This is a genomic window from Arthrobacter sp. AG1021, assembly GCF_003633665.1.
GTDB lineage: Bacteria > Actinomycetota > Actinomycetes > Actinomycetales > Micrococcaceae > Glutamicibacter > Glutamicibacter soli.
On the sequence record NZ_RBLB01000008.1, the window covers coordinates 379,516 to 403,030 of the forward strand.

A 23,515-nucleotide genomic window follows, 5' to 3' on the forward strand; every position below is an offset into this window, starting at 1 on the left:
TCGTGACCAAGCCTTTACCACGCAAGATCGCCGTCATGGGCGCCGGAAGCTGGGGAACCACTTTCGCAAAGGTGATGGCAGACGCCGTGGCCGAGCAGGGCATTTCGGTTCAAATCTGGGCTCGCCGGGACGATGCTGCGCATGAGATCAACGAACGCCACACCAACTCCCGCTATCTGCGCGACACAAAGCTTCCGCAGAACATTTCCGCATCCTCCGACCGCCAGGTAGTCCTCTGCGGGGCGGACCTAGTGGTGCTGGCGATACCTTCCCAGTCGTTGCGGGCAGAACTGGACGGGTTCAAGGACCTCATCGAGCCGGACGCAGTAGTTCTGTCGCTAATGAAGGGGCTGGAACGCGGCACGGATTTACGTATGAGCCAGGTGATCGCAGAAGTCGCCGAATTGCCGGAGAACCGCATTGCGGTCTTGTCCGGTCCGAACTTGGCTATGGAGATCGCTCGCGAGCAACCCACTGCTTCCGTCGTAGCCTGCACCGACGAACAGACGGCCAATTGGATCGCCCAGCTGTGCTCGGCTCCGTACTTCCGCCCCTACACCAACGATGACGTGCTGGGTGTGGAGCTCGGAGGCATCGTGAAGAACATCATCGCGTTGGCCGTGGGCATGTGCGACGGCATGGGCATGGGGGACAACACCAAGTCCACCGTCATCACCCGCGGTCTGGCGGAAACGACTCGACTGGTCTTGGCATTGGGAGGACGTCTGGACACGCTGGCCGGCCTTTCCGGCTTGGGTGATCTGGTGGCTACATGCTCGTCCTCGCTGTCGCGCAACAATACTGCTGGACGTCTTCTGGGGCAGGGCCTCTTCCTCGACGAGGTTAATGACCGTATGTCGCAGACTGCCGAGGGCATCAAATCTGCCCGAGCAGTATTCGATCTTTCCCGAACACACGGTGTTGACATGCCTATTACCGAGGCTGTCGTCATGGTGCTTGAAGGCACGCTGAGTGTTGAAAACATGGCGGAGCGTCTGCTGGCTCGCGAATTGAAGTCTGAAGGAGAACTGCAGTAATGACTGAACGCAAACCACGGGTTCTGCTCCTGTTCGGTGGCCGCTCCTCCGAGCATTCGGTATCTTGTGTCACCGCCGCCGGCGTGATGCACGCAATCGACAGGGAACGCTTCGACGTTGTGCCGGTGGGCATCACGCGTCAGGGCGAATGGACGCTCCTGACCGAAGATCCGCAGGACTGGGCTCTCAACACCGGTTCCTTGCCGGAGATCTCTGATGTCGACAATCCGGTGCAGCTCTCAACTGACCCGAACAAGACGTCGTTGATGTCCCTGTCGAAATCGGTTGTTTCCGAGCTAGGTGAAATCGACGTCGTCTTCCCGTTGCTGCACGGCCCGTTCGGCGAAGACGGTTCGATCCAGGGCATGCTTGAAATGGCCGGAGTCTCATATGTTGGTTCCGGTATTGCCGCAAGCGCCATGGGCATGGACAAGCATTTCATGAAGGTAGTTTTCGAAAGCGCCGGATTCAAAGTCGGCCCGTACGAAGTCATTACCAACAAACAATGGCTGCGAGACAGCGACTCGGCACTCCAGCGTTGTGAGCGCCTGGAGTACCCGTTGTTCGTCAAGCCAGCCCGTGCCGGTTCGTCGGTCGGAATCACCAAGGTCGATGTCCCTTCGGAGCTGAGGGACGCCATCGAGGTTGCGCGCCGCGAAGACCCCAAGGTCATCGTGGAGCAGGGAATTATCGGCCGAGAGATCGAATGCGGCGTCCTGGAAGGCCGCGGCTCAACTCCGTCACGCGCGTCGCTGCCGGGAGAGATTTCGGTTGCCGACAACGGGCACACGTTCTACGATTTCGAGGCGAAATACGTTGACGGTGCCGCAGCGAAACTAAGCTGCCCCGCCCAACTCAGTGACGAAGCCACGATGCAGATTCGGGAACTTGCGGTCAAGGCCTTTGACGCCATTGACGCCGAAGGCCTCTCGCGAGTTGATTTCTTCTACACTCCCGAGGGCGAGTGGATTATCAATGAAATCAACACGATGCCCGGGTTCACCCCGTCCAGCATGTACCCGCAAATGTGGGCCAAAACGGGCATCGACTACCGTGAGTTGATTGACGAGCTGATTGCGCTGGCCAGCGAACGCAGGATCGGTCTGCGCTAAGCGGCCTGAGATGAAAAGCGTCTTGCTTTAACCTCTGTGAAAATGGGTTAAAGCAAGACGCTTTTTCGTGAATAATTTTCAGATTTCCGGCTCGGCGCCTCGTATGCCTACTAGAGCTGCTCGTCTTTCTGAATGCTGACGCATTGTTTCTCTGCGGGAATGCGCGAAGCCGCGTCAGACAACGTAGCCAGAACCGTGCTTGAAGGAATGACCTGGGGGTCCATAATGATCTCCGTTGCGGGAGTACGACCGTAGGTGGTCAGAGTCCAAATCCCGTCGTTGCCTTCGTGAGCGATCCAATCGACATCATTAACCGACACGCACGGATCAGTTGTCGGGCCGGGGACGTCGACACCGCACCGCAAAACCACCTGAGATGGGTCGCCCCACGCTGAGGTTGCCTGGGACGAGGTTGGGCGACGCTTGGCGTCGCCCACGACTTCTGGAAGTGCCACCATCATTTCGGCGCACAGCGGATTGGCAGCGTCGGGAGCAGCATCAACGGATGCAACAGATTCACATGCGGCCAGACCTGGGGCGACGAAAGCCAATGTGGCGATCAACGTCGCGGTTCGACCAAATTTTCGATTAAGTTTTGGTGACGGTTCCGGGTTCAGACTGATTTTGGACACGTTGTAAGCGTACCGTGCGAATCTGAAAGATAAGATGTATTGAGTTGAATCTGTGAAAGGTAGCATATGTCATTCGAAGAACAGCCAACGCGTTCGCGCACGAAGAAAAAGAAGCGAACCGGGCGAGTAGTCCTTCTGAGCATCCTGTCGTTGGTGGTCATCGCCGCACTTGTCGCTGGTGGATACGCCTGGAATCTCGGACGTACATTCGATGACAACAGCCAGAAGCTTGAAAACGCCTTCCCTGCAGAGGAAACCCGTCCGGAAGTCAAGAAGGAATCCGAGAATGCGTTGAATATCCTGCTTCTGGGCAGCGATACCCGTGCGCAACGCGACAGCGACGAGCAGGACGATGATTTTGCCACGTTGCCCAATGGTGGTCGTTCCGACACCATGATGCTTGTGCATATCCCGTCGGATCGTTCAGGTGTTTTCGTGACGTCAATTATGCGTGACACCTGGTTGGATCTTCCCGGCATCGGTGAAGCCAAGATTAACCGTGCATTTGCGAACGGTGGCGTAGCGAAGGCCGTTGAAACTCTGGAAGGCCTTTTCGGCGTTCGAATTGACCACGTAGCTTCCGTTGACTTTGAAGGATTCAAGGGACTGACCGACGCTGTTGGCGGCGTGACCATCAACAACCCGATTGCTTTCCGTCCAATTCACAATAAGAACTTCTACTTCCCGGAAGGCGTGCAGAAGCTCAACGGTGAAGAAGCCCTGGCCTTCGTACGCGAGCGCAAGGCGTTCACCGGTCCGGGCGGCAGCGACTACCGCCGTGTCAAGAACCAGCAGCTGTTCGTCAAGGCGCTGCTTGGTCAGATCTTGTCGAAGGACACTCTGACGAACCCGGTGAAGATTCAAAATGTGGTCAGCGAATTCGCACCATTCGTGGCCGTTGACGACACGCTGGATGCGGGCAAGGTTGTCGAAATCGCTTCGTCGATGATCAATATCAGCACCAGCGATATGGAATTCTTCACCCTGCCAAACAACGGTCCTGGCCGGTCGGCCGATGGACAGTCGATTGTCATCCCAGATATGGATACGATTAACAAGTTTGGAGAAGCACTCCAGAACGATACGGTTGACGAATTCGTAGCATCTACTGACCTGTCTCAGTAACCATTGAAGGAACCACTCTTTATGACCACCCAGAAACTTGATACTTCGGTTCGCGCAATTCGCCATTGGCTTGCGCGCAGTGTCAAGAGCCTGGGCAATCATTCAGATCGGCTCAATGCCATCAACGTTTTTCCAGTTGCCGACGGTGACACGGGGAGCAACCTGTATCTGACCGCACGTGCCGGTCATGATGCCGTCAGCAAATTGGAAAGCGATGACATTGGAGGATTCCTAGAAGTTGCCGCGCGCGCCGCCATGGAGTCCGCGCGCGGCAACTCGGGAACCTTGCTGGCAGTCTTCCTCAGCGGACTGAGCGAGCCGTGGCAGGGACAGGAACGGCTGACAGCACCATTGCTGGCACTGGGACTTGAACGGGCGAAGGTTCGTTCCTGGTCGGCGCTGAGCGAGCCAGTGGAAGGCACCATGCTTTCCGTGATCAATGCACTGGCCTTGGCAGCGGCATCCACGCTGATGCACCTGAAGGTCGACAAAGACAGCCGTGCCGCGTTGGACACCTTGCTGACGCAAATGACGCAAGCCGCCAGATTGGCTGTGAAGGGCACGGAAAGCACCCTGCCAAGCTTGGTCAAAGCCGGTGTTGTCGACGCAGGAGCTGTCGGCATGTTGGTTATCGTCGACGAGCTTTGCGCCGCCATCCGAAACGAACGCACGGAGTTCGACGATTACGAGGGATTCCACGGCTACAGCGTTCAAGATCCGCATGTGCATTTCGATTTCGAGGAAATCGAGGGTGTGGAAGTCATGTGCACGGTAACGCTGGATGCCTTGGGCGCGGCAACACTTCGCGGCCAACTGGATGCTTTGGGTAATTCGGTAATCATGTCCCCGGTGAACCAGCTTGAAGAAGACACCTACCGATGGCGGGTGCATGTGCACGTGGAGGATCCCGAAGCGGCCTTGGACCTCATTCGACAACAGGGCAACCCGGTAAACATCAGTGTGACCGATCTTTGTATTCATGACGGCTGAAACTACGATTCAAGATTTCGAGAACTCGCCGCTGTCCAAGATGCTCGGCGCCAAGAACGCAACTGCTTTGGAAAAAGCGTTCGGCTACGGCACGGTAGGGGAGTTTATCCGGCATTTTCCTCGGCGGTACGTCGAAGTAGGGGAACTGACACCCATCGCGGAGCTTCCCTTTGATGAACATGTCACGGTGGTGGCGCAAGTCGTCAACATCAGTCAGCGTCAAATGCACTCGCGCAAGGGATTCATCTTCGAAGTCACCGTCAGTGATGAGCTAGGCGACGCCGGCCAGCAACTGAAGATGACGTTCTTCAACGGTTATCAAGCCCGCACGGATTTGCTGGTCGGAACCATTGCCATGTTCAGCGGCAAAGTCGGTTGGTACCAGGACCACCTTCAGCTGAACCAGCCGGACTACGCAGTGCTCGATGAGGCATCCCAGGCGGATCCTCGACCCATCCCGATCTATCCGGCCTCGGCCAAAATGCCGAACAAGAAGATCCGTGACCTGATGGCACACCTCATTGAGCAGATGACGGAAGAGAATCTCCCCGAGTTTCTTCCGAAAGAGCTATTGGATGCCCACCATTACCCCCTGCGGCACCAGGCCTATGCCAACCGCCATTCTCCACGCGAGCTGAAGAACGCTTACGTTGCCCGCCAACGTTTTGCCTTCGAAGAAGCATTCCTGCTCCAGCTCTCACTTGCCGAACAAAACCGCCAGATAGGCACCCAGCACGCCATCGCAAGGCCCCGCCGCACCGGTGGGCTGGCCGACAAGTTCGATGCACAGCTGCCATTCGTCCTGACCGAGGACCAGCAGCAGGTCGGGCATGAGATCAGCCAGGACCTAGAGCTCAACCACCCGATGCACCGTTTGCTGCAAGGCGAGGTGGGCTCGGGTAAAACTGTGGTTGCGCTCCGCGCGATCCTCCAGGTCATCGACGCGGGCGGACAGGCCGCGTTGCTGGCACCCACCGAGGTCCTGGCGGCACAGCACTACGCGTCGATAACCAAGATGCTCGGCACGCTGGCCGACCCTGGGCTCTTCGGCGAAGGGGAAGGAACTGGTGTTGCGCTGCTGACAGGTTCTGCAAAAACCGCCCAGCGCCGGGAAGCACTGTTGGGGATCGCCAGCGGTGAAACCGGCCTGATTGTCGGCACCCACGCGCTGCTGGGCGAACAAGTGAGGTTCGCGGAACTCGGCCTGGTCGTTATCGACGAACAACACCGGTTCGGGGTCGAGCAGCGCGATGCCCTGCGAGCCAAGGGCAACGATTCGGTACCCCACACACTTGTCATGACGGCGACCCCAATTCCCCGTACTGTCGCCATGACGGTCTTTGGCGACTTGGACACCTCAACGATCAAGCATCTTCCCGTTGGCAGGGCGCCGATTTCCACCCACATCGTTCCGATGCAGCTCACTGGATACAGGAACCGCCTGTACACGCGTATCCGCGAAGAAGTCGCGAAGGGCCACCAGGTCTACGTTGTCTGTCCGCGCATCAGTGATTCAGCTGGCGAGCAAGGCGTCTTGTTGGCAACCTACGAGGATACCTCCGCGCAGTCGATGAGTGTCGAGAAGATGCTTGAATTGCTCGGCGGCTTGCCCGAGTTCAACTCGATCACGGTTCAGGGATTGCATTCGCAGCTGGATTCCGGGGACAAGCAGGGGATCATGGACGCGTTCGCCGCGGGCGACATCGACGTCCTCGTTTCAACGACGGTCATCGAGGTGGGCGTGGACGTGCCCAACGCGACGCTGATGGTGATCATGGACGCCGAACGTTTCGGAATTTCGCAGTTGCACCAGCTGCGTGGCCGTGTGGGCCGTGGCGGCCTGCCCGGTACGTGCCTGCTGTCAACGTGGCTGGATGCGGATCATCCGTCGGTAAATCGGCTGCGGGTCATTGAATCCACCCTCGATGGTTTCGAACTAGCCGAAGCAGACCTGGCGGAACGCAAGGAAGGAAATATCCTGGGTGTCCAGCAATCCGGAAGCCAGTCCACCCTTCGTGAACTGAGCATCATCAAGGACCGGGCCCTAATTGAAAAGGCCAGGGATGATGTGCGGATCTTAATGGGTATGCCGTCCTGGCACGAAAAGTATCCGGCGCTGCTGGCGGCGACCAAGAATTGGGTTGACGAATCCACCCGCGAATTCCTGAACAAGAACTAACTGAAAGCTACAAGAACGATGAGCCGAATCATTGCCGGGGCGGCCGGCGGCAACCCGCTGAAGTCCGTGCCCGGCGACGCTACGCGCCCGACCACCGACAGGGTGAAGGAAGCACTGTTCTCGCGGCTGGAGAGCTGGGAGATCCTGCTGGGAGCTCGTGTACTTGACCTGTTCGCCGGATCCGGCGCCTTGGGGCTGGAAGCTGCGAGCAGGGGAGCCCGGCAAGTGACTCTCGTCGAAAAAGCGCCCAAGGCCGTATCAGTGTGCCAGCAGAACACAACCTTGGTCAACAAGGCCCTGAAGAGCGAAACGGCATCAGTCCAGCGCGGATCCGTTGATTCGGTTCTCGACGGCTACTTCGACGAACAAACGAGCAAACCTAGAAAAACCTTCGACGTGGTCTTTCTGGATCCGCCCTATCCGTTGACCGAAGCTGAGCTTGAAACCACGCTGTACAAAGTCTCCCGGGTGCTTGCCGACGATGCGACAGTCATCGTTGAACGCTCCAGCCGGTCTCCTGAACCGGTTTGGCCCGAAATGGTTCAGCGGTTCGCCGACAAGAAGTACGGGGAGACGCACCTATGGTTTGCCGAACCCGTCCAGCCCGAGTAAGTGCTTGATCTCCGACGGGAAGGGCCCCGCCGCCTGGCACTGAGCGATGCGTGACTCATCCAGGCGCTGCTTGGCAGCAGTCAGTATCAAGTTCCCGGGGTACCGCCTGCTAAACATTTCAGGCGAAGAACTCACCATGACAAAAGCAAAGCTTTGTTGGGCCGCTGCTACCTGCCGATCCGTGAACGCCAGTGGCGGATCGTCGCCTATGTTGATGAACAACAGCCCCTGGTCATCAAGCGCCGCGTACAGCTCCGAGTAGTACTCGGGGACGGTTAGATGCTCCGGTGCTTCCGGACCGCTGAAAATATCGACGATTATGACATCGAATTTCTGGCCGTCGAGCTGGTTGGCCAGGACCTCGCGGGCGTCGGCGACAATTGTTTCGAGGGAACAATTTGCCGGCAACGGGAGCTGCGTCAACACGAAATCGAGAAGTTCCCGCTCGATGTCGACGGCCACATGCGTACTTGATGGAAAGACTACGCTGGCCCAGCGGGCGAGGGTAAGTGCCCCAGCGCCTAAGTGAAGCATCCGTAGCGCTTCGCTCGGCTCTCGGAGTACCCTGAGGTGATTGGCGATTCTGGCTAGATATTCATAGAAAACTTCTTCCGGGTGGGCGAGGTTCACATGGGATTGTTCCGCTCCGCCAATCGCCAGGATCTTTGCTCCGGGTACGAGGTCGTCGTCGTAGATTGTTGCGTGCTCTTGGACGAATCCGAGCCAACGCTTCTGAATCGCACCAGTCATCGGGCCAGCTCCGGCAAGCTGCGCAGACGCTGGGCCGCTTCAATGATCACGCTTTCCTTCTTACAGAATGCGAACCGCAGCAAAGACGAGTAAGCCTGTCGATTTTCCGGATGTACAAAAACAGACATTGGTATTGCTGCTACTCCTAGTCGCCCTGGGAGCAGCCGAGCTAGGTCGGTTGCGTCTTGATAACCCAGCTGACTTACATCGGCCACAAGAAAATACGTTCCTCTGGGGCGGAAAACGGGGATTCCCGACTCTTCCAAGCTGTTGGCCAGAAGCCCGCAAGTGTGACTCAGCGAAGCGGCAAACTGCTGGAAGAAGTCGTCTGGAAGCGACAACGCTTGTGCCACGGCTGGTTGAAATGCCGGACCCGACGAATAGGTGAGAAATTGCTTAACGGTTCTGACGGCGGTGATCAACTTTTCAGGCCCGGCAGCCCACCCCACTTTCCATCCGGTAAACGAGAATGACTTGCCCGCTGAAGAGATCGTGATCGTCCGTTCGAATCCACCGGGCAAGGTGGCGACCGGAACATGGCTTAGCCCGAAGGTCAGGTGCTCGTAGACTTCATCGGAAAGGATGATGCAGTCATGCTGATGAGCCAGCGCAATGATCTCATTCAATACGTCGTCGCCAAACACCGAACCGGTTGGGTTGTGCGGATTGTTTAGGATAATCATCCGCGTATTGTCGGTTACCGTGGCGCGGAGCTTGGCCAGATCTGGTTGAAAGTTTGGCAATTCCAGCTGGACCACATTGTGTTTGGCGTTCGCTAGCCCAATCATGGCCGCATACGAGTCATAGTAGGGCTCGAACGTGACAACTTCGTCCCCGGGGCCGACGAAGGCGAGAATCGCGGCAGCAATCGCCTCCGTTGCTCCAGTGGTGACGACCACCTGGGTTTCCGGATCCAGACCGAGACCATAAAACCGTCTTTGATGGTCGGCAATGGCGTGGCACAGGGCTGGTATTCCAGAACCAGGAGCGTATTGGTTTGCGCCTTCAGCGATCGAATCGATCGCGATTTGGCGAATGGCTTCCGGCCCTTCAGTATCAGGAAATCCTTGGCCCAGATTCAGTGCATTGTGCTCGTTCGCAAGTCCGGTGATTTCTTCAAAGATCGTCACCCGCGGCGCGCCTGTAGAATCCAAGAGGTTCGCGCCGTGTGCTGTTCGCTGCCAAGGGGTGAAATCATTGCTCATAAACATATTATGGATCGGGGACAGAAGCTGTCGGGTATTCGAAACGTCACTTCGTTACTCGGGTTTATCGGCAATTCACGTTTTGGCCGGTACTTCTTGATACATTCAACATATGCGTAGAGCCGTTTGCCCAGGATCCTTTGACCCGATTCACAATGGTCATGTCGAAATCATCGCTCGAGCCGCCAGCCTTTTTGATGAAGTGATCGTTGCGGTGTCGACGAACTACTCAAAAAATTACCGATTCAGCGAAGAAGAACGAGTTGCCATCGTCGAGGAGACGGTCGGCGGTCTTCGCGGCGTCTCCGCTCTTCCTATGGGCCAGGGACTGCTTGCCGACTTCTGTAAGGAACAGGGAGCCGAAGCCATCGTCAAGGGCCTTCGAAGTACGGTTGACTATGCATATGAAATTCCCATGGCAACGATGAACCGTCACCTGACGGGGGTCGAAACCGTGTTCCTACAGGCCGATACTCGATTCACACATCTTTCGTCGTCGCTTCTCAAGGAAGTGCAGACGTTGGGCGGCGATGTTGCAGAATACTTCCCGCGAGCCGTGATGAAACGGCTCCAAAAGAAATGACGTTACGTCCAGCAGGGCCTGAATTAGCCATACCAGCCCGTAAGAAGTAAGCGAGACAGGTAAAAGTTTAAATGAAATCCCCGTCACCAATCACCAAAGCAGTTATACCCGCAGCAGGGCTAGGCACCCGCTTTTTGCCTGCGACAAAAGCGATGCCAAAGGAGATGCTGCCTGTCGTTGACAAGCCTGCTATCCAGTACGTTGTTGCCGAAGCCGTAAAAGCAGGATTCACGGACCTCCTCATGATTACGGGTCGCAACAAGAGGGCACTCGAAGACCACTTTGATCGCGTTCCTTCACTCGAGTATTCCTTGGAAGCAAAAGGCGACAAGAGCAAGCTGGACGCAATCCGTGAAGCGACCAGCCTAGGGGACATACACTACGTCCGCCAAGGCGATCCTCAGGGCCTGGGCCACGCTGTTCTGTGCGCAAAACAGCATGTTGGTCAAGAACCATTCGCCGTACTTCTTGGCGATGACCTCATCGATGAGCGTGACGAGCTGCTTTCTGTCATGGCTGAAGTGCAGCAAAAAGTTGGGGGCTCTGTGATTGCGCTTATGGAAGTCGCTCCAGAGCAGATCAGCGCCTACGGTTGCGCTGATGTCTCCGAAATCCCAGACGAGGATTTTGTTAAGGTCAATGGCCTTGTCGAGAAACCAGCCGCAGAGGACGCGCCCAGCAATCTTGCGGTCATTGGCCGCTACCTCCTGCATCCACGTGTATTTGAGATTTTGGAACATACAGCACCTGGGCGTGGCAACGAGATTCAATTGACGGACGCGCTGCAGGTGCTCGCAACGGCTGAAGGCGAAGGTGCTGGCGTCCATGCTGTCGTGTTCCGTGGGCGGCGATATGATACCGGTGACAAGCTGAGCTATCTGCAGGCAAACATTACACTCGCGGTAGATCACGAAGACTTGGGCAAGGGTTTGAAAACCTGGCTGAAGGAATTTGTCGCAGAGATGGATGACTAGAACTGACGAGAGACTACTCAGGATAATCACATTTATCTTGGGTAGTCTTTTTGATTGCACGAAGTCACCTGGAAGGTCCGTTGGCTTCTACGGATGTTTCTCGGTGGGGTAGAAATGAACTCAAACGATGCAAATCAGGACAGCCCAATCTCGCGCAGTGCGCAATTCGGCGCTGCGAGACGTAAGAAGAAGCGCGTACGAACCATAGTTCTGTCGACGCTGTCCGTCCTTCTAGTCGCTGCTATGGGCGCAGGATACTATCTCTTCAACCTGCAACATGCTTTCAACTCGAAAACCAATACCGTCGCACTGAACTTCACTCAGGAGCAGGAGGACGCACGGCCGGTCAAAGACCCCGACGACGGATCAATGAACATCCTATTGGTCGGAGTAGACCATGCAGACGATGACTCCGACCAATCAGCTGCCCTGGACGGGGCGGTTAGCCAGCGCAGCGATTCTATGATGCTCGTGCATATTCCGGAGGACCGGTCCCAGATATACATCATGTCCGCGGTTCGCGATATGTACGTGGACATTCCGGGCTATGGGAAGAACAAACTCAACGCCGCCGTTTCGCTCGGCGGTATTCCACTCCTGGTGCAGACCATGGAAGGCCTTTTCGACACCAAAGTTGATCATGTAGCCATGATCGACTTTGACGGATTCAAAGAATTGTCCACTGCCCTTGGTGGTGTGACGGTCCAGAACGACATCCCTTTCACCGCGCACGATACCGATTACTTCTACCCGAAAGGGGAGATTAATCTGGAAGGGGATCGGGCCTTACGGTTCGTTCGAGAACGCAAGTCATTCACCAACGGCGATTACCAGCGTGTCGCCAACCAGCGGAAATTCATAGCTGCTGCTGCAAACCAAATGTTGTCTGCCGACACACTTGCCAATCCCGTCAAGCTTTACGACATTGTTGACAAAGTTTCGCCCTATTTGACCTTCGACAGCAGCTTCGATGCTGCGACGCTGGTCGGTTTGGGCATGCAGCTCAAGAACGTCGATACGGACAATCTTGCAATGTTCACGATGCCAACTGCTGGCAGCTCCACCAGCGCGGATGGTCAATCCATTGAGCTCGCAAGCGAGCAGGCTATCCAACAAATCCGGCAAGCACTGGAGACCGACACAATGGACGAGTACCTCAAGGAAAATCCGCCCCAGGAATAGATAGAACGAGTGATGGGCGCTACAGTTGCCTGCTCTTAGCTGGGGAAATCGTCGAAAACCTGACCCGATCTACTAGACTTTGAACATCTGTGCTTGTAAAGCATGAAGAAGTTGGTCGAAGACAATGAGGACAATTCACACATGACAGTGGCAGAGGAAGCCGACAAGTTTGGCTTGCACCGTGTGGGTGCCCGCCCAACGTTGGCCAGCTACCTGAAGCAGACCTGGGAACGGCGTGAGTTCATCTATGAGCTAGCCAAGGCTCGTGTTCAGAAGCAAAACCAGCAGAATCGTCTGGGCATGATCTGGGTTGTACTCAAGCCGACGATGAACGCGATCATGTATGGCGTTATTTTCGGTGTCCTGCAGGGAGATAGCAAAGGACCTGACTTCCCGGTTTTCGTCGTCATCGGAGTCTTCCTTTTCGAGTTCTTCACGAGTTCAATGAACGGAGGCGCGAAGTCGATCACCGGTAACCAAGCCCTGGTCCAATCATTGTCCTTCCCCCGACTGACATTGCCAGTCGCCCAGGTCACGCAGAATCTCTTGACCTTGATGCCCATGGTCGTGGTCATGTTCATCTACGCGATGATCCTCGGCACAACACCCAAGTGGACGTGGCTTGTCATTATTCCGTTGCTTATGATCTTCAGTGTGTTCAACATGGGCATTGCGCTGATCTGTGCTCGAATCACCGTGCACATTCGAGATTTCACCCAGATCCTGCCACTGATTACCCGCATGCTCTTCTACACCTCGGGCGTACTCTTCAGCGTCGACCGTATCTTGAACCACTGGCCTTGGCTCGTGAAGATCTTCGACTTCCACCCGTTGTACCAGACGCTGCAAATCGCCAGGGCAATGATCATGAACGATGCCACCTACGATCCGTTTGCCTGGATCGTGGTTTCCGTCTGGGCGCTGCTGGCGCTTGGCTTCGGACTCATTTACTTCTGGAAGGCTGAGGAGCTTTACGGCCGTGCCAATTAGTTTTGACGATCTAATAAATCCCGGGCTTCATCCGGAGTACGAACCTGCTCCGATTTTCTCCGATGACACGTCATTCATTGATGTAGTCAAGCCCGAAGATATCAAGTCCTCCACACTCACCATCGATGAGACGCGTCAGCCTGTGGTCATGGTGGACAACCTCCACGTGAAGTACCAGGTATTCTCCAGCGGCAAGGCCGTGGGCACTGCAGGGGCGCGGCGATTGCTGCAGCCAAAGATGCGTGGAGTTCGGACCGTCCATGCACTCAAGGGTGTCTCCTTCGTCGCGTACGAGAACGAATCGATCGGCATCATCGGTTCCAACGGATCCGGCAAGTCGACCTTGTTGCGAGCCATCACTGGGCTTACGCCGCCTGCCTCAGGGGCCGTTTACGCCCGCTCGAGGCCGAGCTTGCTGGGAGTCGGCGCGGCGCTGATTCCCGATCTTTCGGGCGACAAGAACATTACCCTTGGCGGCTTGGCTCTCGGCTACAACCGTCAAGAGGTCGAAACCATGCGTGAGGAAATCACAAAATTCGCCGAGCTCGAAGAGTTCATTGATCTGCCCATGCGCACCTACTCGTCAGGTATGGCCGCTCGTTTGAAGTTCGCAATTGCGGCATCCAAGCAGCATGACATTCTCATTGTCGATGAGGCATTGGCAGTCGGTGATGCCAAATTCCGCAAGCGCAGCGAAGCCAAGATTCGTGAGATCCGCGAAAACGCCGGAACAGTATTCCTGGTATCGCACTCCATGAATTCCATCAAAGAAACTTGCAACCGATGCATCTGGATTGAGAAGGGTGTCCAGAAGATGGACGGCGACCCGGACACGGTCATCAAGGCGTATCAACAGCACAAAAAGTAAGTGACAGATGACTGACTTTCCTGGCGTTTCATACGTCATGCCGGTACTGAACGAAGCCGATTATCTGCGTGAGGCTGTTCAATCGATCCTCTCGCAAGAATACGAGGGCGACAAAGAACTAGTTCTTGCATTGGGGCCAAGCAGCGATACAACCAACGCGGTTGCGGAACAGCTGGCGTCCGAAGACTCCCGTATTATTCTCGTCGATAATCCCAAAGGCCGGACTCCCAACGCGCTGAATCTTGCCATCGGCAAGTCAACCCACCCAATCATCATGAGGGTTGATGCGCATAGCGAGCTTCCGCCCGAGTACACCCGTCGAGGAGTCGAGACCCTGTTCCGCGTCGGCGCTCACGATGTCGGTGGACTCATGGATGCCAAGGGCAAAACGCCAATACAACGGGCGATTGCTGCCGCTTATCATTCGAAATTCGGATTCGGGGGCCCTGCGTACCACTCAGGCGCACCCGAGGGCGAAGCTGAATCCGCTTACCTCGGGATCTTCCGCCGTGAAGTTTTCGACAAGGTCGGTCTGTACAACGAAGACATGTGGCGAGCCCAGGACTGGGAACTGTGCATGCGGATCCGCCAGGCAGGCTACAAGGTCTGGTTCGATCCAGAGCTCAAGGTCGGCTACTACCCACGCGATAATTTCAAAGCGCTGATTCGCCAGTCATATGCTTCGGGCACATGGCGTGGCGAAATTGCCAGGCGCTACCCTGAAGGCAAGTCACTGCGTCACGATTTGCCGCCACTACTGCTCCTTGGCGTCACCGCAGGTCTTGCAGCGACGCTCGCTGCCCCGTTCGTCAAGGGAAAGCTGCCCAAAACTGCCCGAGCAGGATTGAATCTGCTCCAGGCCGCACCGGTGGTTTACGCAGGCGCCACCGTTGCTGCTGGCATTGCGTCCAATGCTGAGAACCTCGGCGAAAAGCTTCTTGCTTCCGTCGCCTTCAAAAGCATCCATTTGCCCTGGGCAGCAGGCTATGTGAAGGGTCGCGTTTTTGGAGCGGCCGGCACCTTGGACCGAGGACGAGTTAAATGATGGTTGAACGTCCAAAAAATCCAACCTTGGATCAACTGCGTGCAGTGTGCCAGCCCCCTGAAGTTCGGGCTCGAAAGAACGCTGAGCACTGGACAGCGGAACTGTACCTTCGCCATATCTCGATCTATCTGACGGCAGTATTGGTCCGAACGCGAATCACCGCCAACGGAGTCACCGGACTGATGATCCTTGCTGGATGGTGCATGTCGCTGGCATTGCTGATTCCAGGGATCTGGGGCCCTTTGCTGGCCGTCGTGCTCTCGCAAGTTCAGCTATACTTCGACTGCTCGGACGGCGAGGTTGCCCGCTGGCGGGCGTCGCAATCGCCGCGCGGAATCTTTATCGACATGGTCGGGCACCACACGACCGAAGCGCTGATTCCCATTGCGCTTGGCTTCCGTGTATTCAATGAACTTTCTGGCGATCCTGCAAGCGCTGGCCAAGCCTGGCCAACCCTCTTTATGGCCGCGTGCCTGTCGGTTCTCTTGGTGCTCAACCGATCCCAGTCATTAATGGTCCATGCTGCGCGCGGCATGGCAGGTCTGGGCAAGCTTCCGGATACCGCTGCTGCCCGTGCCGTACCGACTACCACGGTGATCGGCCGACTGCGTTCCCTGGCGCGCTTCCTGCCATTCCACAAACTCCTGCATGCAGTTGAGCTCAGCCTGATTATTCTCCTGTGCTCCGTCATTTCCGCTGTGCTGGGTTCACCTGGCAGCGCTGAAAAGTGGATGATCTGGATCCTGTTGCCGGCTTGCATACTCGTGAATGTCGGTCATTTTCTTTCCAACATGGTCTCGTCTAGGCTCAAAGCCTAAACGGTCCATTTTCAACACAGTTCGTTAAGCAGAGGGACATGTCACAACGGAATATACCGGCGGTCGGTGTCGTAGTACTGACGATGGGGAATCGACCGATTGAGCTCCGACGCGCGCTAGAGTCCCTGCTAGCACAGACATCTGTCGAAATTGACGCTGTCGTCGTGGGAAACGGCTGGGATCCGGTCGGCATCCCAGAGCAGCTCGGTACGTTATTCCTTCCAGAGAATCTGGGAATTCCTGCAGGGCGCAACGCAGGCGTTTCGAAGGTAAGCGGTGAGTACCTCTGTTTTCTTGATGATGATTCCTGGTTCCTCGACGATGATTTTCTGATTACCGCAGTTCGGCGATTCGAACAGTACCCACAGATGGGGCTGTTGCAGCCTCGAATCACAGATCCAGACCATGAAGACCAGAACCCAAGACGCTGGATCCCCCGGCTCAAGAAGCGAACGGCCGTTGAACCCAGCAAGGTTTTTCACGTTGGCGAGACATGCTTAGTTGCCCCACGGGAAATATTCGACCAGACCGGTGGCTGGGCTGGTGGTTTTTGGTATGCCCATGAAGGTATTGAGCTTGCCTGGCGAATCTGGGATACTGGCCGTTATGTCTGGTATGCGGGGGACATGCGAATCGGACATCCAGTTGTTGATCCGAGGCGGCACGACGAATTCTACAGATTGAATGCGAGAAATCGCGTTTGGTTGGCGCGCAGAAACCTGCCAGCGCCGTTCATGTGGATCTATCCGACCGCTTGGATGCTGCTTGAATGCCTGAGGCTCAGAAAAAGCCCGGGTGCTGTCCGGCAGTATGTTGATGGATGGCGTGCGGGATGGAAAGGAAGCCCTTGGTACAGGGAACCACGTGCGAAGTTGAAGTGGCGCACTCTGCTACGTATGACTCTTGCCGGTCGCCCACCCGTGCTCTAGCCAGATTTAGGTATTGGTGTTCAAAGTTTTCCGATGGCCCCAGCTGGAAAATCCGGCAGTATCAGTGCGCCTAAGTGGCGGAATACGGTATCTTCAAGTGAGCTTAACTGGCATTTTTATACAATAAGTGAACTGAATGTAAAATAGTCAAGTACAACGCATGTCTAGTGCGTACTTCTCGAGTGCCCAGCGCGGGTGGATGGTGTGTTTATTTTGGGAATTCGTGGATGGAAAGGTCAGCTGGCTCGCACGATGCCTAGCTCCTTCTGGCAGCGGATCCTTGATTGGCGTACGAAAACCACGGCATGCAGTTCTCTGAATATTCGGCAGATCCATACTGAAAATACCGTTTCGACACGGCATCTTGCTGAATTCTTGGGCTTGGCCTACGCAGATGATGCCGTACGTCAGGCGACTACGGTCGATGGCAGCTCCTGGGCAATTTTGTCGGATGCATTCGAAAAACACGGATTTAGTCTTTTCAAAGTAAAGCATGACGCAGTGGGCTATGGAGCGATCGAGGCTTGGAGCGTGATCGCCCCGAAGGAATTCGGCGGCACCCTGCGCGATGACCGACACGCTGGGCTAGGCGCAATTTGGGTTGTCTATTCCGATGGCAAACCGCAAGTTCCGGATGTTCAAGATTTTACGGAACCCATCGATGTAGTCTACACATGGGTAGACGCTGCAGACGCCGATTGGCAAACCTCCTACCGCCGTTACAAGGAACTGGTTCCCGCAAACGGGGCCCACGAGAGTAGCCGCGATCTCGCGAGATACACGTCCCGAGACGAGCTCAAGTACTCCCTTCGATCGCTGGAAATGAACCTGCCGTGGGTTCGGAACATCTTTCTGGTCACCGCTGGCCAAGTTCCAGAATGGCTGCGCCAAGATAATAGCAAGATCAAATTGGTTGATCATCGGGATATCTTCGACAATAGCGAAGACTGCTTGCCGACCTTTAACTCCCATGCAATCGAGACCCAGATCTCCAAGATTGAGGGCCTCTCCGAGCATTTCCTCTACGTAAATGACGATATTTTCTTCGGCCGTCCGCTGTCGCAAAATACCTTTTTCACTGCTAGCGGTGATGTGAAATACGCCTTGGCCAACAAACACTATTCCGAAGCATCGAATCCCCGATTGGCAGTCAACCAAGCGGCTCAACGGAACGCAGATCTTATTTTTGACAAGTATGGCCGCACGACTGCGTTGAAATTCCGGCACGTCGCGCATCCGCAACGTTTGCTGATCCATGACAAGATCCGAGAGTACTTCCCGAACGCGGTCAATGCCACTGCCAGGCATAAGTTCCGTCACGTAGAGGACATCTCTGTTCCGTCATCTCTAGCGCACTACATCGCGGCCGCCGAAGGACTTGGCGTGCCCGCCGAAATTGACTATGCATATGTTGATCTCGGTGGCGACCATTTGGCATTGAACCTCTACAGGCTGCTGGTAGGTTCAGGCAAGCAGATGTTCTGCCTGAACGAAGTAGCAACGGTTTCCGAAAAGGAATTGCGGGGCAGGATGGCCAAACGCGTTCTCAATTCGTTGTTCCCGTACAAGTCGTCATTCGAAAACTGACAGCTGATGAAGCACGTTGGGCTTGGCCATGCGTAATTGAACCTCGAATCCGTCACTTCGGAGGGAATCGCGGCGTGTGGGCGCCGGCACGAGAATGTAACTTGTAAAATTGAGCCAGCCATCGAGTGAAGATTGGGCTGTAATACGTAGGAGGACCTTATGCCGAAAACTGTATTGACCTATGGCACGTTCGACTTGTTCCACATCGGACACCTGAATATCCTCAAGCGTCTGAAGGAAAAGGGCGACCGATTGATCGTCGGCGTTTCGACCGATGAGTTCAACGCCATCAAGGGTAAAAAGCCTGTTGTGCCGTTCGAGCAGCGTCGGGAGATCGTAGAATCCATCAAGTACGTTGACTTGGCCATCCCGGAAGAAAATTGGGAACAGAAGCGTCTGGATATCGCGAAGTACGATGTCAAGGTCTTCGGCATCGGCGAAGACTGGAAAGGTAAGTTCGATGACCTGGGCGATGAGGTCGAAGTCGTCTACCTGCCGCGAACTGCTGGAATTTCCACAACTGAAATGAAACGGGTGCTCAGTGAGTTTGATGAACGGCACGTCGAGTCGTTGAAAAACACCTTGGATACGCTAAGTCAGATCGTGAAAGAACTGAGCTAACGATTAGTATGAGAAAGATCCGGAAATAAGTATGTCCCATAGTCCTGACATTACAATCGTGCTCGCTCACTTCAATGACGGCGAGCATGTAATTGACGCTGTACGTTCAGTGTACGGTCAGACACACAAGAACATCGAGCTCCTACTTGTCGATGATTGCTCTACAGATGGAAGCGCAGAGACTGCTAGGTCAATCGTCGAACAAGACCCCCGTGGCCGGTTCTTATCGCTCGACGTCAATTCAGGTGGTGTAGGTGGCCCCCGAAGCAGGGGTCTTGAGGAAGCACGAGGAGATTATGTACTCTTCTTAGACAGCGACGATACTTTAGACCGTCATGCGTGCAAGAATCTTCTTCATGAGGCCGAAACCAGCGATGCGGACATCGTGATGGCTCGAACGCGGAGATTCGAAATCGAAGCGCAACGCTGGAAAGGATGGCACGACAAACTCTACGTTTCCCGTGAATACTATGAGTCTATCGAAGATAATCCTGAGCTAAGCATCGATACCATCGTAGTCGCAAAGCTCTATAAAGTAGAATTCCTTAGAAAAAATTCGATCCAATTCCCTACGGATATTCATTATGAAGATCTAGTATTTTCCGCCAAGGCATTCATGAACGCCTCTGGTATTTCCGTAATCCCGCAGTCGGCTTATGTTTGGAATATATACCCGAATGAAGTCCGTAAATCTATAACAAATCAAAGAGACTCAATAAAGAATCTTATTTACAGGCTTGAAGCGTTGACGCGCGTTGAAAAGGCTGTGGATTGTTCGAAAAACCCGGGTTTATTTAGTAGGCTTCAATTAAAAATTCTTCGCCATGATGCTCGATTGTATTTGAACGATATCGTGTCCCACGACGATGAGCTGGCCTTGGAGATTCTTAAAGTCCTAAAGCCCTTCCTTTTGAAGGTCAGCCCAGAGGCGTACGCGCAATTGGACGTCCCAGAGCGTTTCCTGTATGGCGCTGCACTAATGCTTCGTCCGGATATAGTTCGCGATGCTTTCACGATGATTAATAAAAGAGCTACTTGGATCCCACCCCTTGAGCCAGATGGTGAGTCGTCGACTTACAGGTGGCATTCTGAATCCACTAATAAGCTGTCAACTGAACCACTCTGTGGTGCGTTGCTTTCAGTAGACAAGAGCGATGTTGAAAGCACTCCGTGGTTCCAAGTTGAGTGGTATCACGAAGTTCGTGAAATTCAAGTGAACAGCGGAATACTATCCGTCAGAGGGCGAACTTTTGATCCAGGTGCAAAGCTTTCAGCCCTAAGTAGCCCTAATCTCTCTTTGCGGATATTTTCTCGCGGGAAGAATAAATTTTCAAAAATTCTCAAATGCGAAAATGTCGTCTATGACGGCCAATGGGTACTTTGGGACGCATTAATCACGGTCCCCACCAATTGGCCGGCGGGAGATGTTGATAAAATTGGAATACGTCCAAGAATTTCGAATCAGTTAACTTCGCGAGAAGGTCATCTGGTTATACCTACTTCAATAAAAATACCTAAAAAAAGGTTATTTAATCGAGGTTTGATCAATAGGGTCGAAGCATATCGCTATAGAGTTTACCGTACTGTCGATGGAACAATGGGAGTGAGGCGATTAAAATCTGGAACGAAGCGGATTTTGGTTCGCCGAATTATTTCCCCAGTTTCGAAATATCGTGTTATCAAAGACTCCGTTTTTGATCGGCCGGTTAAAACTAACTCCTTAAGATGGAAAACAATTTATTCGCTCCTGAGGATGCTGCCTCTTGACTCGGATTCAACTCTGTTCGAATCCCATATGGGTACTTCGACCTCGGATAGTCCTGGGGTAATTTCCTCTACACTCGCGAGCCATTACCCGAACCACAAGCAAAATTGGTCAATTGCGCAAAGCAAAATCATTGACGGTGATTACAATTCAGTCACTCGTCATTCTGCGAAATACTTATATGCGTTAGCCCGCTCCCGATACTTAGTTGATAATCAGTCTTTACCCTCGTATTTCGTAAAACGGAAGTCGCAGATATACCTTCAACTTTGGCACGGCATTCCGCTGAAGCGCATGGGTTTGGACGAGCCTGATTTTGCTGATGCGTCAATGGCTAAAAAGCGAGAGCTCGTTAAAAAGGCGAGCTATTGGGACTACCTGACAGTACCGAATCCATACTTTGAAACCACCTTCGTTCCTGCATTCGGATACAAGAATGAATTGTTGAAGTATGGGTCGCCCCGAAACGATATCCTAGCTAAATTGGACAATTCAATGGCCGACAACTTTCGCATCATGCTGGGGTTACCGCGTGATAGAAAAATAGTTCTTTATGCTCCAACATTTAGGGCAAATAGCCGGAATTCTAAGCGCGCGATAAAGCTTGAGTTGGACCTGGAAGGCTGGATAGATGATTTGGGTGACGATTGCATTCTTTTAATTAGGGCGCACTATCTGAATAAGATTTCAATCCACCCTAAATTTGCGGGAAAAATTGTCGATGTTTCTGGAATTGATGACATTTCGTCGCTTTTTGCTGTTTCGGACCTACTTATCACCGATTACTCAAGTGTGATGTTTGATTACTGCACGTTGGATCGCCCGATTCTTATATACGCCTACGACTACGAAAATTATGTTAATGACGAACGCGGAACCTATTTTTCACTAGAAGAATTCTCTCCTGGTTTGATTGTCAAGGATCAGCAGTCGCTTCATAAGGCTGTTTTGGAAAGATTGACAGTTGATCTCGACAAAGATGAACGGCATAAATTTTCGCAGCGCTTCGCAGGGTTTGAAGACGGGGATTCTGCGGATCGTACGGTTGAGCGGGTATGGGGATAATAGTGAACTTACCTTTTAGAAGAGTTGTCCTCATGTCTAATCAGGTTGATAGGCTTGGCGGAGTATCACGTTTCATCGAACGAGTTTCATCTGAGTTTTTAAGACGCGGTTTTTTGGTTGAAATCATTGGAGTTAATCCGACTCCAAAAGATGAGCTTGTTGAAGTTAATCGACCGGCAGAAATGCTCGTGGATTGTCTATGGGATGAACCTGCGCCAGAGAATTGGACACTGAATCGTCGTCGTGATCGCTTGAACCCCTTTAGACGGCGCCGAAATGCTCGCCGTCACGAACTTCGGTCGAATGGATGTCGAAAGCTATCCAAAAAGTTGGTCGAATGGGGTCCCGAAACCGTGATCCTGTGTACGCAAGTATTTGGTATGGAGCATCTGATTGAGGCCGGGTACGATCCGCTTGACCGTTCCCTTCCTCGGGTTATCGGACAATACCATGGTTCTTATGAAATGTGCGTCCAAACTGGCGACTTGCGTCGAGTGTTAAAGAACTACAAAGATGTTGATCGTTTTGTGTGTTTGACTGCAGACGATGCAGCACTATTCACGAGGGCTGGTCTGAATAACGTGTCCTGGCTTCCGAACCCGGTTGCTGATCCTTCGACGGTGGTCCAGGAGCGTGAAAATACATTCGTTACTCTAGGGCGCTATGACAAACAAAAATCATTGCACTACGTTGTAAAAGCTTGGGAATCGGTTTACTCGGATTTGCCCGATTGGAAGGTTGAGCTTTATGGGGAAGGTCCGCTTGGGGCTAGTCTGCAAGAGATGATTGATGATCTCAAATTACCACGTATTCGTCTGATGGGTAAAACGGACATGGTTGGTGAAGTACTTTCTTCTTCCAAAGTTCATTTGCTTTCTTCCCAATATGAAGGTTTACCAATTGCAATTGTTGAGGCTTCACTTGCTGGTGTACCAACAATTTCATTCGATTGCGCTCCCGGGATTCGAGATTTAATTATCGACTCCGAATCGGGGATTGTTGTTAGGCAGAATAATGTATCCGAATTTGCGGCTTCAATGGAGAAACTGGCCTTAGAGCCAGAAACTCTAGCTCAATACTCGGATCGCGGCCGAATGCACGCACAGCAATATTTGCCATCGGCGATATCGTCCAAGTGGATAACACTTTTCAACGACTTGCAACGTTAGCCTTATTGAATGTTGGAATGGGCACATCAATTCAGGCAATTATGTACCAACAACCTTGTGTTACAGGTTGCGCGTTTCATTGCGTTTCAGTGTTTTGGTATCCGTGCCGAAAGTCTAGGCACCACGGTGCCATGTCTGCACTTTTCCAGTGGCACTTTGATGTTGGGGATATTTTGTGATGGGCTCGACTGGTCGCCGCATCAACTGGTGTGGCGATCAGTTCACCGGGACAGTAAAGCGCTTGGAGGTACTTTTATTTTGCGGATATGTGTATAAC

21 protein-coding genes are annotated in these 23,515 nt (G+C 53.8%); 18 read left to right on the forward strand and 3 right to left on the reverse strand.

The window, feature by feature from the left end:
* Positions 1–2: 2 nt before the first annotated feature.
* Positions 3–1,037, forward strand: a complete 1,035-nt coding sequence (locus DFO58_RS10165; protein ID WP_286163554.1) for an NAD(P)H-dependent glycerol-3-phosphate dehydrogenase — start codon at positions 3–5, stop codon at positions 1,035–1,037.
* Complete coding sequence (locus tag DFO58_RS10170; RefSeq protein WP_047118922.1) at positions 1,037–2,149, forward strand: D-alanine--D-alanine ligase family protein; 1,113 nt, start codon at positions 1,037–1,039, stop codon at positions 2,147–2,149. Before DFO58_RS10165 ends, DFO58_RS10170 begins: the two co-directional genes overlap by 1 nt.
* A 110-nt stretch (positions 2,150–2,259) precedes the next feature.
* Here DFO58_RS10170 and DFO58_RS10175 read toward each other — a convergent pair whose 3' ends face one another.
* On the reverse strand, positions 2,260–2,712 hold the full coding sequence (locus DFO58_RS10175; protein ID WP_047118923.1) for a DUF3515 domain-containing protein: 453 nt from the start codon (positions 2,710–2,712) through the stop codon (positions 2,260–2,262).
* 135 nt (positions 2,713–2,847) lie between these two features.
* Here DFO58_RS10175 and DFO58_RS10180 point away from each other — a divergent pair, with 135 nt between their 5' ends.
* From DFO58_RS10180 to rsmD, 4 genes are read left to right on the forward strand one after another with little or no spacing between them, the layout of a single operon-like run.
* On the forward strand, positions 2,848–3,906 hold the full coding sequence (locus tag DFO58_RS10180; protein WP_113607768.1) for an LCP family protein: 1,059 nt from the start codon (positions 2,848–2,850) through the stop codon (positions 3,904–3,906).
* A 21-nt stretch (positions 3,907–3,927) separates the two neighbouring features.
* Positions 3,928–4,896 (forward strand): DAK2 domain-containing protein, encoded by a 969-nt coding sequence (locus tag DFO58_RS10185; protein WP_052772339.1) that lies wholly within the window; start codon positions 3,928–3,930, stop codon positions 4,894–4,896.
* On the forward strand, positions 4,886–7,075 hold the full coding sequence (recG, locus tag DFO58_RS10190; RefSeq protein WP_120990544.1) for an ATP-dependent DNA helicase RecG: 2,190 nt from the start codon (positions 4,886–4,888) through the stop codon (positions 7,073–7,075). The genes DFO58_RS10185 and recG overlap by 11 nt, the downstream gene beginning before the upstream one ends.
* A gap of 18 nt (positions 7,076–7,093) precedes the next feature.
* Entirely contained in the window at positions 7,094–7,687 is a 594-nt protein-coding gene (gene rsmD, locus DFO58_RS10195) for a 16S rRNA (guanine(966)-N(2))-methyltransferase RsmD (RefSeq protein WP_120990547.1), read from the forward strand.
* On the opposite strand, the gene DFO58_RS10200 is transcribed toward rsmD, so the two are convergent.
* Together DFO58_RS10200 and DFO58_RS10205 are read right to left on the reverse strand one after the other, a co-directional pair.
* Complete coding sequence (locus tag DFO58_RS10200; RefSeq protein ID WP_120990549.1) at positions 7,655–8,437, reverse strand: fused MFS/spermidine synthase; 783 nt, start codon at positions 8,435–8,437, stop codon at positions 7,655–7,657. The two genes, rsmD and DFO58_RS10200, sit on opposite strands and share 33 nt — an antisense overlap.
* Positions 8,434–9,642 (reverse strand): aminotransferase class I/II-fold pyridoxal phosphate-dependent enzyme, encoded by a 1,209-nt coding sequence (locus DFO58_RS10205; protein ID WP_120990854.1) that lies wholly within the window; start codon positions 9,640–9,642, stop codon positions 8,434–8,436. The genes DFO58_RS10200 and DFO58_RS10205 overlap by 4 nt, the downstream gene beginning before the upstream one ends.
* 112 nt (positions 9,643–9,754) lie before the next feature.
* Here DFO58_RS10205 and coaD point away from each other — a divergent pair, with 112 nt between their 5' ends.
* From coaD to DFO58_RS10265, 12 genes are all read left to right on the forward strand, one after another.
* Positions 9,755–10,225, forward strand: a complete 471-nt coding sequence (coaD, locus tag DFO58_RS10210; RefSeq protein WP_120990551.1) for a pantetheine-phosphate adenylyltransferase — start codon at positions 9,755–9,757, stop codon at positions 10,223–10,225.
* 71 nt (positions 10,226–10,296) lie between these two features.
* Positions 10,297–11,199, forward strand: coding sequence for a UTP--glucose-1-phosphate uridylyltransferase GalU (gene galU / locus DFO58_RS10215; protein ID WP_120990553.1), 903 nt, complete (start codon positions 10,297–10,299; stop codon positions 11,197–11,199).
* Positions 11,200–11,313: 114 nt separating this feature from the next.
* The gene (locus DFO58_RS10220) at positions 11,314–12,381 is read left to right on the forward strand and encodes an LCP family protein (protein WP_120990856.1); all 1,068 of its coding nucleotides are present in this window, start codon (positions 11,314–11,316) and stop codon (positions 12,379–12,381) included.
* Positions 12,382–12,522: 141 nt separating this feature from the next.
* A complete protein-coding gene (locus tag DFO58_RS10225) occupies positions 12,523–13,371 on the forward strand; it encodes an ABC transporter permease (protein ID WP_120990858.1) in 849 nt (282 codons plus the stop codon).
* A 148-nt stretch (positions 13,372–13,519) separates the two neighbouring features.
* Positions 13,520–14,239 (forward strand): ABC transporter ATP-binding protein, encoded by a 720-nt coding sequence (locus tag DFO58_RS10230; RefSeq protein ID WP_120990860.1) that lies wholly within the window; start codon positions 13,520–13,522, stop codon positions 14,237–14,239.
* A gap of 7 nt (positions 14,240–14,246) precedes the next feature.
* Entirely contained in the window at positions 14,247–15,284 is a 1,038-nt protein-coding gene (locus DFO58_RS10235) for a glycosyltransferase family 2 protein (RefSeq protein ID WP_120990555.1), read from the forward strand.
* On the forward strand, positions 15,284–16,102 hold the full coding sequence (locus tag DFO58_RS10240) for a CDP-alcohol phosphatidyltransferase family protein (protein ID WP_120990862.1): 819 nt from the start codon (positions 15,284–15,286) through the stop codon (positions 16,100–16,102). The genes DFO58_RS10235 and DFO58_RS10240 overlap by 1 nt, the downstream gene beginning before the upstream one ends.
* Positions 16,103–16,140: 38 nt before the next feature.
* Positions 16,141–17,031, forward strand: coding sequence for a glycosyltransferase (locus DFO58_RS10245; RefSeq protein WP_120990557.1), 891 nt, complete (start codon positions 16,141–16,143; stop codon positions 17,029–17,031).
* Positions 17,032–17,283: 252 nt separating this feature from the next.
* A complete protein-coding gene (locus DFO58_RS10250) occupies positions 17,284–18,618 on the forward strand; it encodes a stealth conserved region 3 domain-containing protein (RefSeq protein ID WP_120990559.1) in 1,335 nt (444 codons plus the stop codon).
* Between the two features lie 159 nt (positions 18,619–18,777).
* Positions 18,778–19,239 carry an adenylyltransferase/cytidyltransferase family protein gene (locus DFO58_RS10255; RefSeq protein WP_047118933.1) on the forward strand — a complete coding sequence of 154 codons (462 nt, stop codon included), beginning with the start codon at positions 18,778–18,780 and terminating at the stop codon, positions 19,237–19,239.
* A 58-nt stretch (positions 19,240–19,297) separates the two neighbouring features.
* Positions 19,298–22,069, forward strand: coding sequence for a CDP-glycerol glycerophosphotransferase family protein (locus tag DFO58_RS10260; protein ID WP_183043157.1), 2,772 nt, complete (start codon positions 19,298–19,300; stop codon positions 22,067–22,069).
* Positions 22,070–22,101: 32 nt separating this feature from the next.
* The gene (locus tag DFO58_RS10265) at positions 22,102–23,238 is read left to right on the forward strand and encodes a glycosyltransferase (RefSeq protein ID WP_183043158.1); all 1,137 of its coding nucleotides are present in this window, start codon (positions 22,102–22,104) and stop codon (positions 23,236–23,238) included.
* Positions 23,239–23,515: the final 277 nt, after the last annotated feature.

What these genes read in the sequence shown, in the direction of transcription:
- DFO58_RS10170 (WP_047118922.1), top strand. Translation starts at nt 1,037, where the DNA reads ATGACTGAACGCAAACCACGGGTTCTGCTCCTGTTCGGTGGCCGCTCC.
- DFO58_RS10180 (WP_113607768.1), top strand. Translation starts at nt 2,848, where the DNA reads ATGTCATTCGAAGAACAGCCAACGCGTTCGCGCACGAAGAAAAAGAAG.
- DFO58_RS10185 (WP_052772339.1), top strand. Translation starts at nt 3,928, where the DNA reads ATGACCACCCAGAAACTTGATACTTCGGTTCGCGCAATTCGCCATTGG.
- recG (WP_120990544.1), top strand. Translation starts at nt 4,886, where the DNA reads ATGACGGCTGAAACTACGATTCAAGATTTCGAGAACTCGCCGCTGTCC.
- rsmD (WP_120990547.1), top strand. Translation starts at nt 7,094, where the DNA reads ATGAGCCGAATCATTGCCGGGGCGGCCGGCGGCAACCCGCTGAAGTCC.
- DFO58_RS10200 (WP_120990549.1), bottom strand. Translation starts at nt 8,437, where the DNA reads ATGACTGGTGCGATTCAGAAGCGTTGGCTCGGATTCGTCCAAGAGCAC.
- DFO58_RS10205 (WP_120990854.1), bottom strand. Translation starts at nt 9,642, where the DNA reads ATGAGCAATGATTTCACCCCTTGGCAGCGAACAGCACACGGCGCGAAC.
- coaD (WP_120990551.1), top strand. Translation starts at nt 9,755, where the DNA reads ATGCGTAGAGCCGTTTGCCCAGGATCCTTTGACCCGATTCACAATGGT.
- galU (WP_120990553.1), top strand. Translation starts at nt 10,297, where the DNA reads ATGAAATCCCCGTCACCAATCACCAAAGCAGTTATACCCGCAGCAGGG.
- DFO58_RS10220 (WP_120990856.1), top strand. Translation starts at nt 11,314, where the DNA reads ATGAACTCAAACGATGCAAATCAGGACAGCCCAATCTCGCGCAGTGCG.
- DFO58_RS10225 (WP_120990858.1), top strand. Translation starts at nt 12,523, where the DNA reads ATGACAGTGGCAGAGGAAGCCGACAAGTTTGGCTTGCACCGTGTGGGT.
- DFO58_RS10230 (WP_120990860.1), top strand. Translation starts at nt 13,520, where the DNA reads ATGGTGGACAACCTCCACGTGAAGTACCAGGTATTCTCCAGCGGCAAG.
- DFO58_RS10235 (WP_120990555.1), top strand. Translation starts at nt 14,247, where the DNA reads ATGACTGACTTTCCTGGCGTTTCATACGTCATGCCGGTACTGAACGAA.
- DFO58_RS10240 (WP_120990862.1), top strand. Translation starts at nt 15,284, where the DNA reads ATGGTTGAACGTCCAAAAAATCCAACCTTGGATCAACTGCGTGCAGTG.
- DFO58_RS10245 (WP_120990557.1), top strand. Translation starts at nt 16,141, where the DNA reads ATGTCACAACGGAATATACCGGCGGTCGGTGTCGTAGTACTGACGATG.
- DFO58_RS10250 (WP_120990559.1), top strand. Translation starts at nt 17,284, where the DNA reads ATGCCTAGCTCCTTCTGGCAGCGGATCCTTGATTGGCGTACGAAAACC.
- DFO58_RS10255 (WP_047118933.1), top strand. Translation starts at nt 18,778, where the DNA reads ATGCCGAAAACTGTATTGACCTATGGCACGTTCGACTTGTTCCACATC.
- DFO58_RS10265 (WP_183043158.1), top strand. Translation starts at nt 22,102, where the DNA reads ATGTCTAATCAGGTTGATAGGCTTGGCGGAGTATCACGTTTCATCGAA.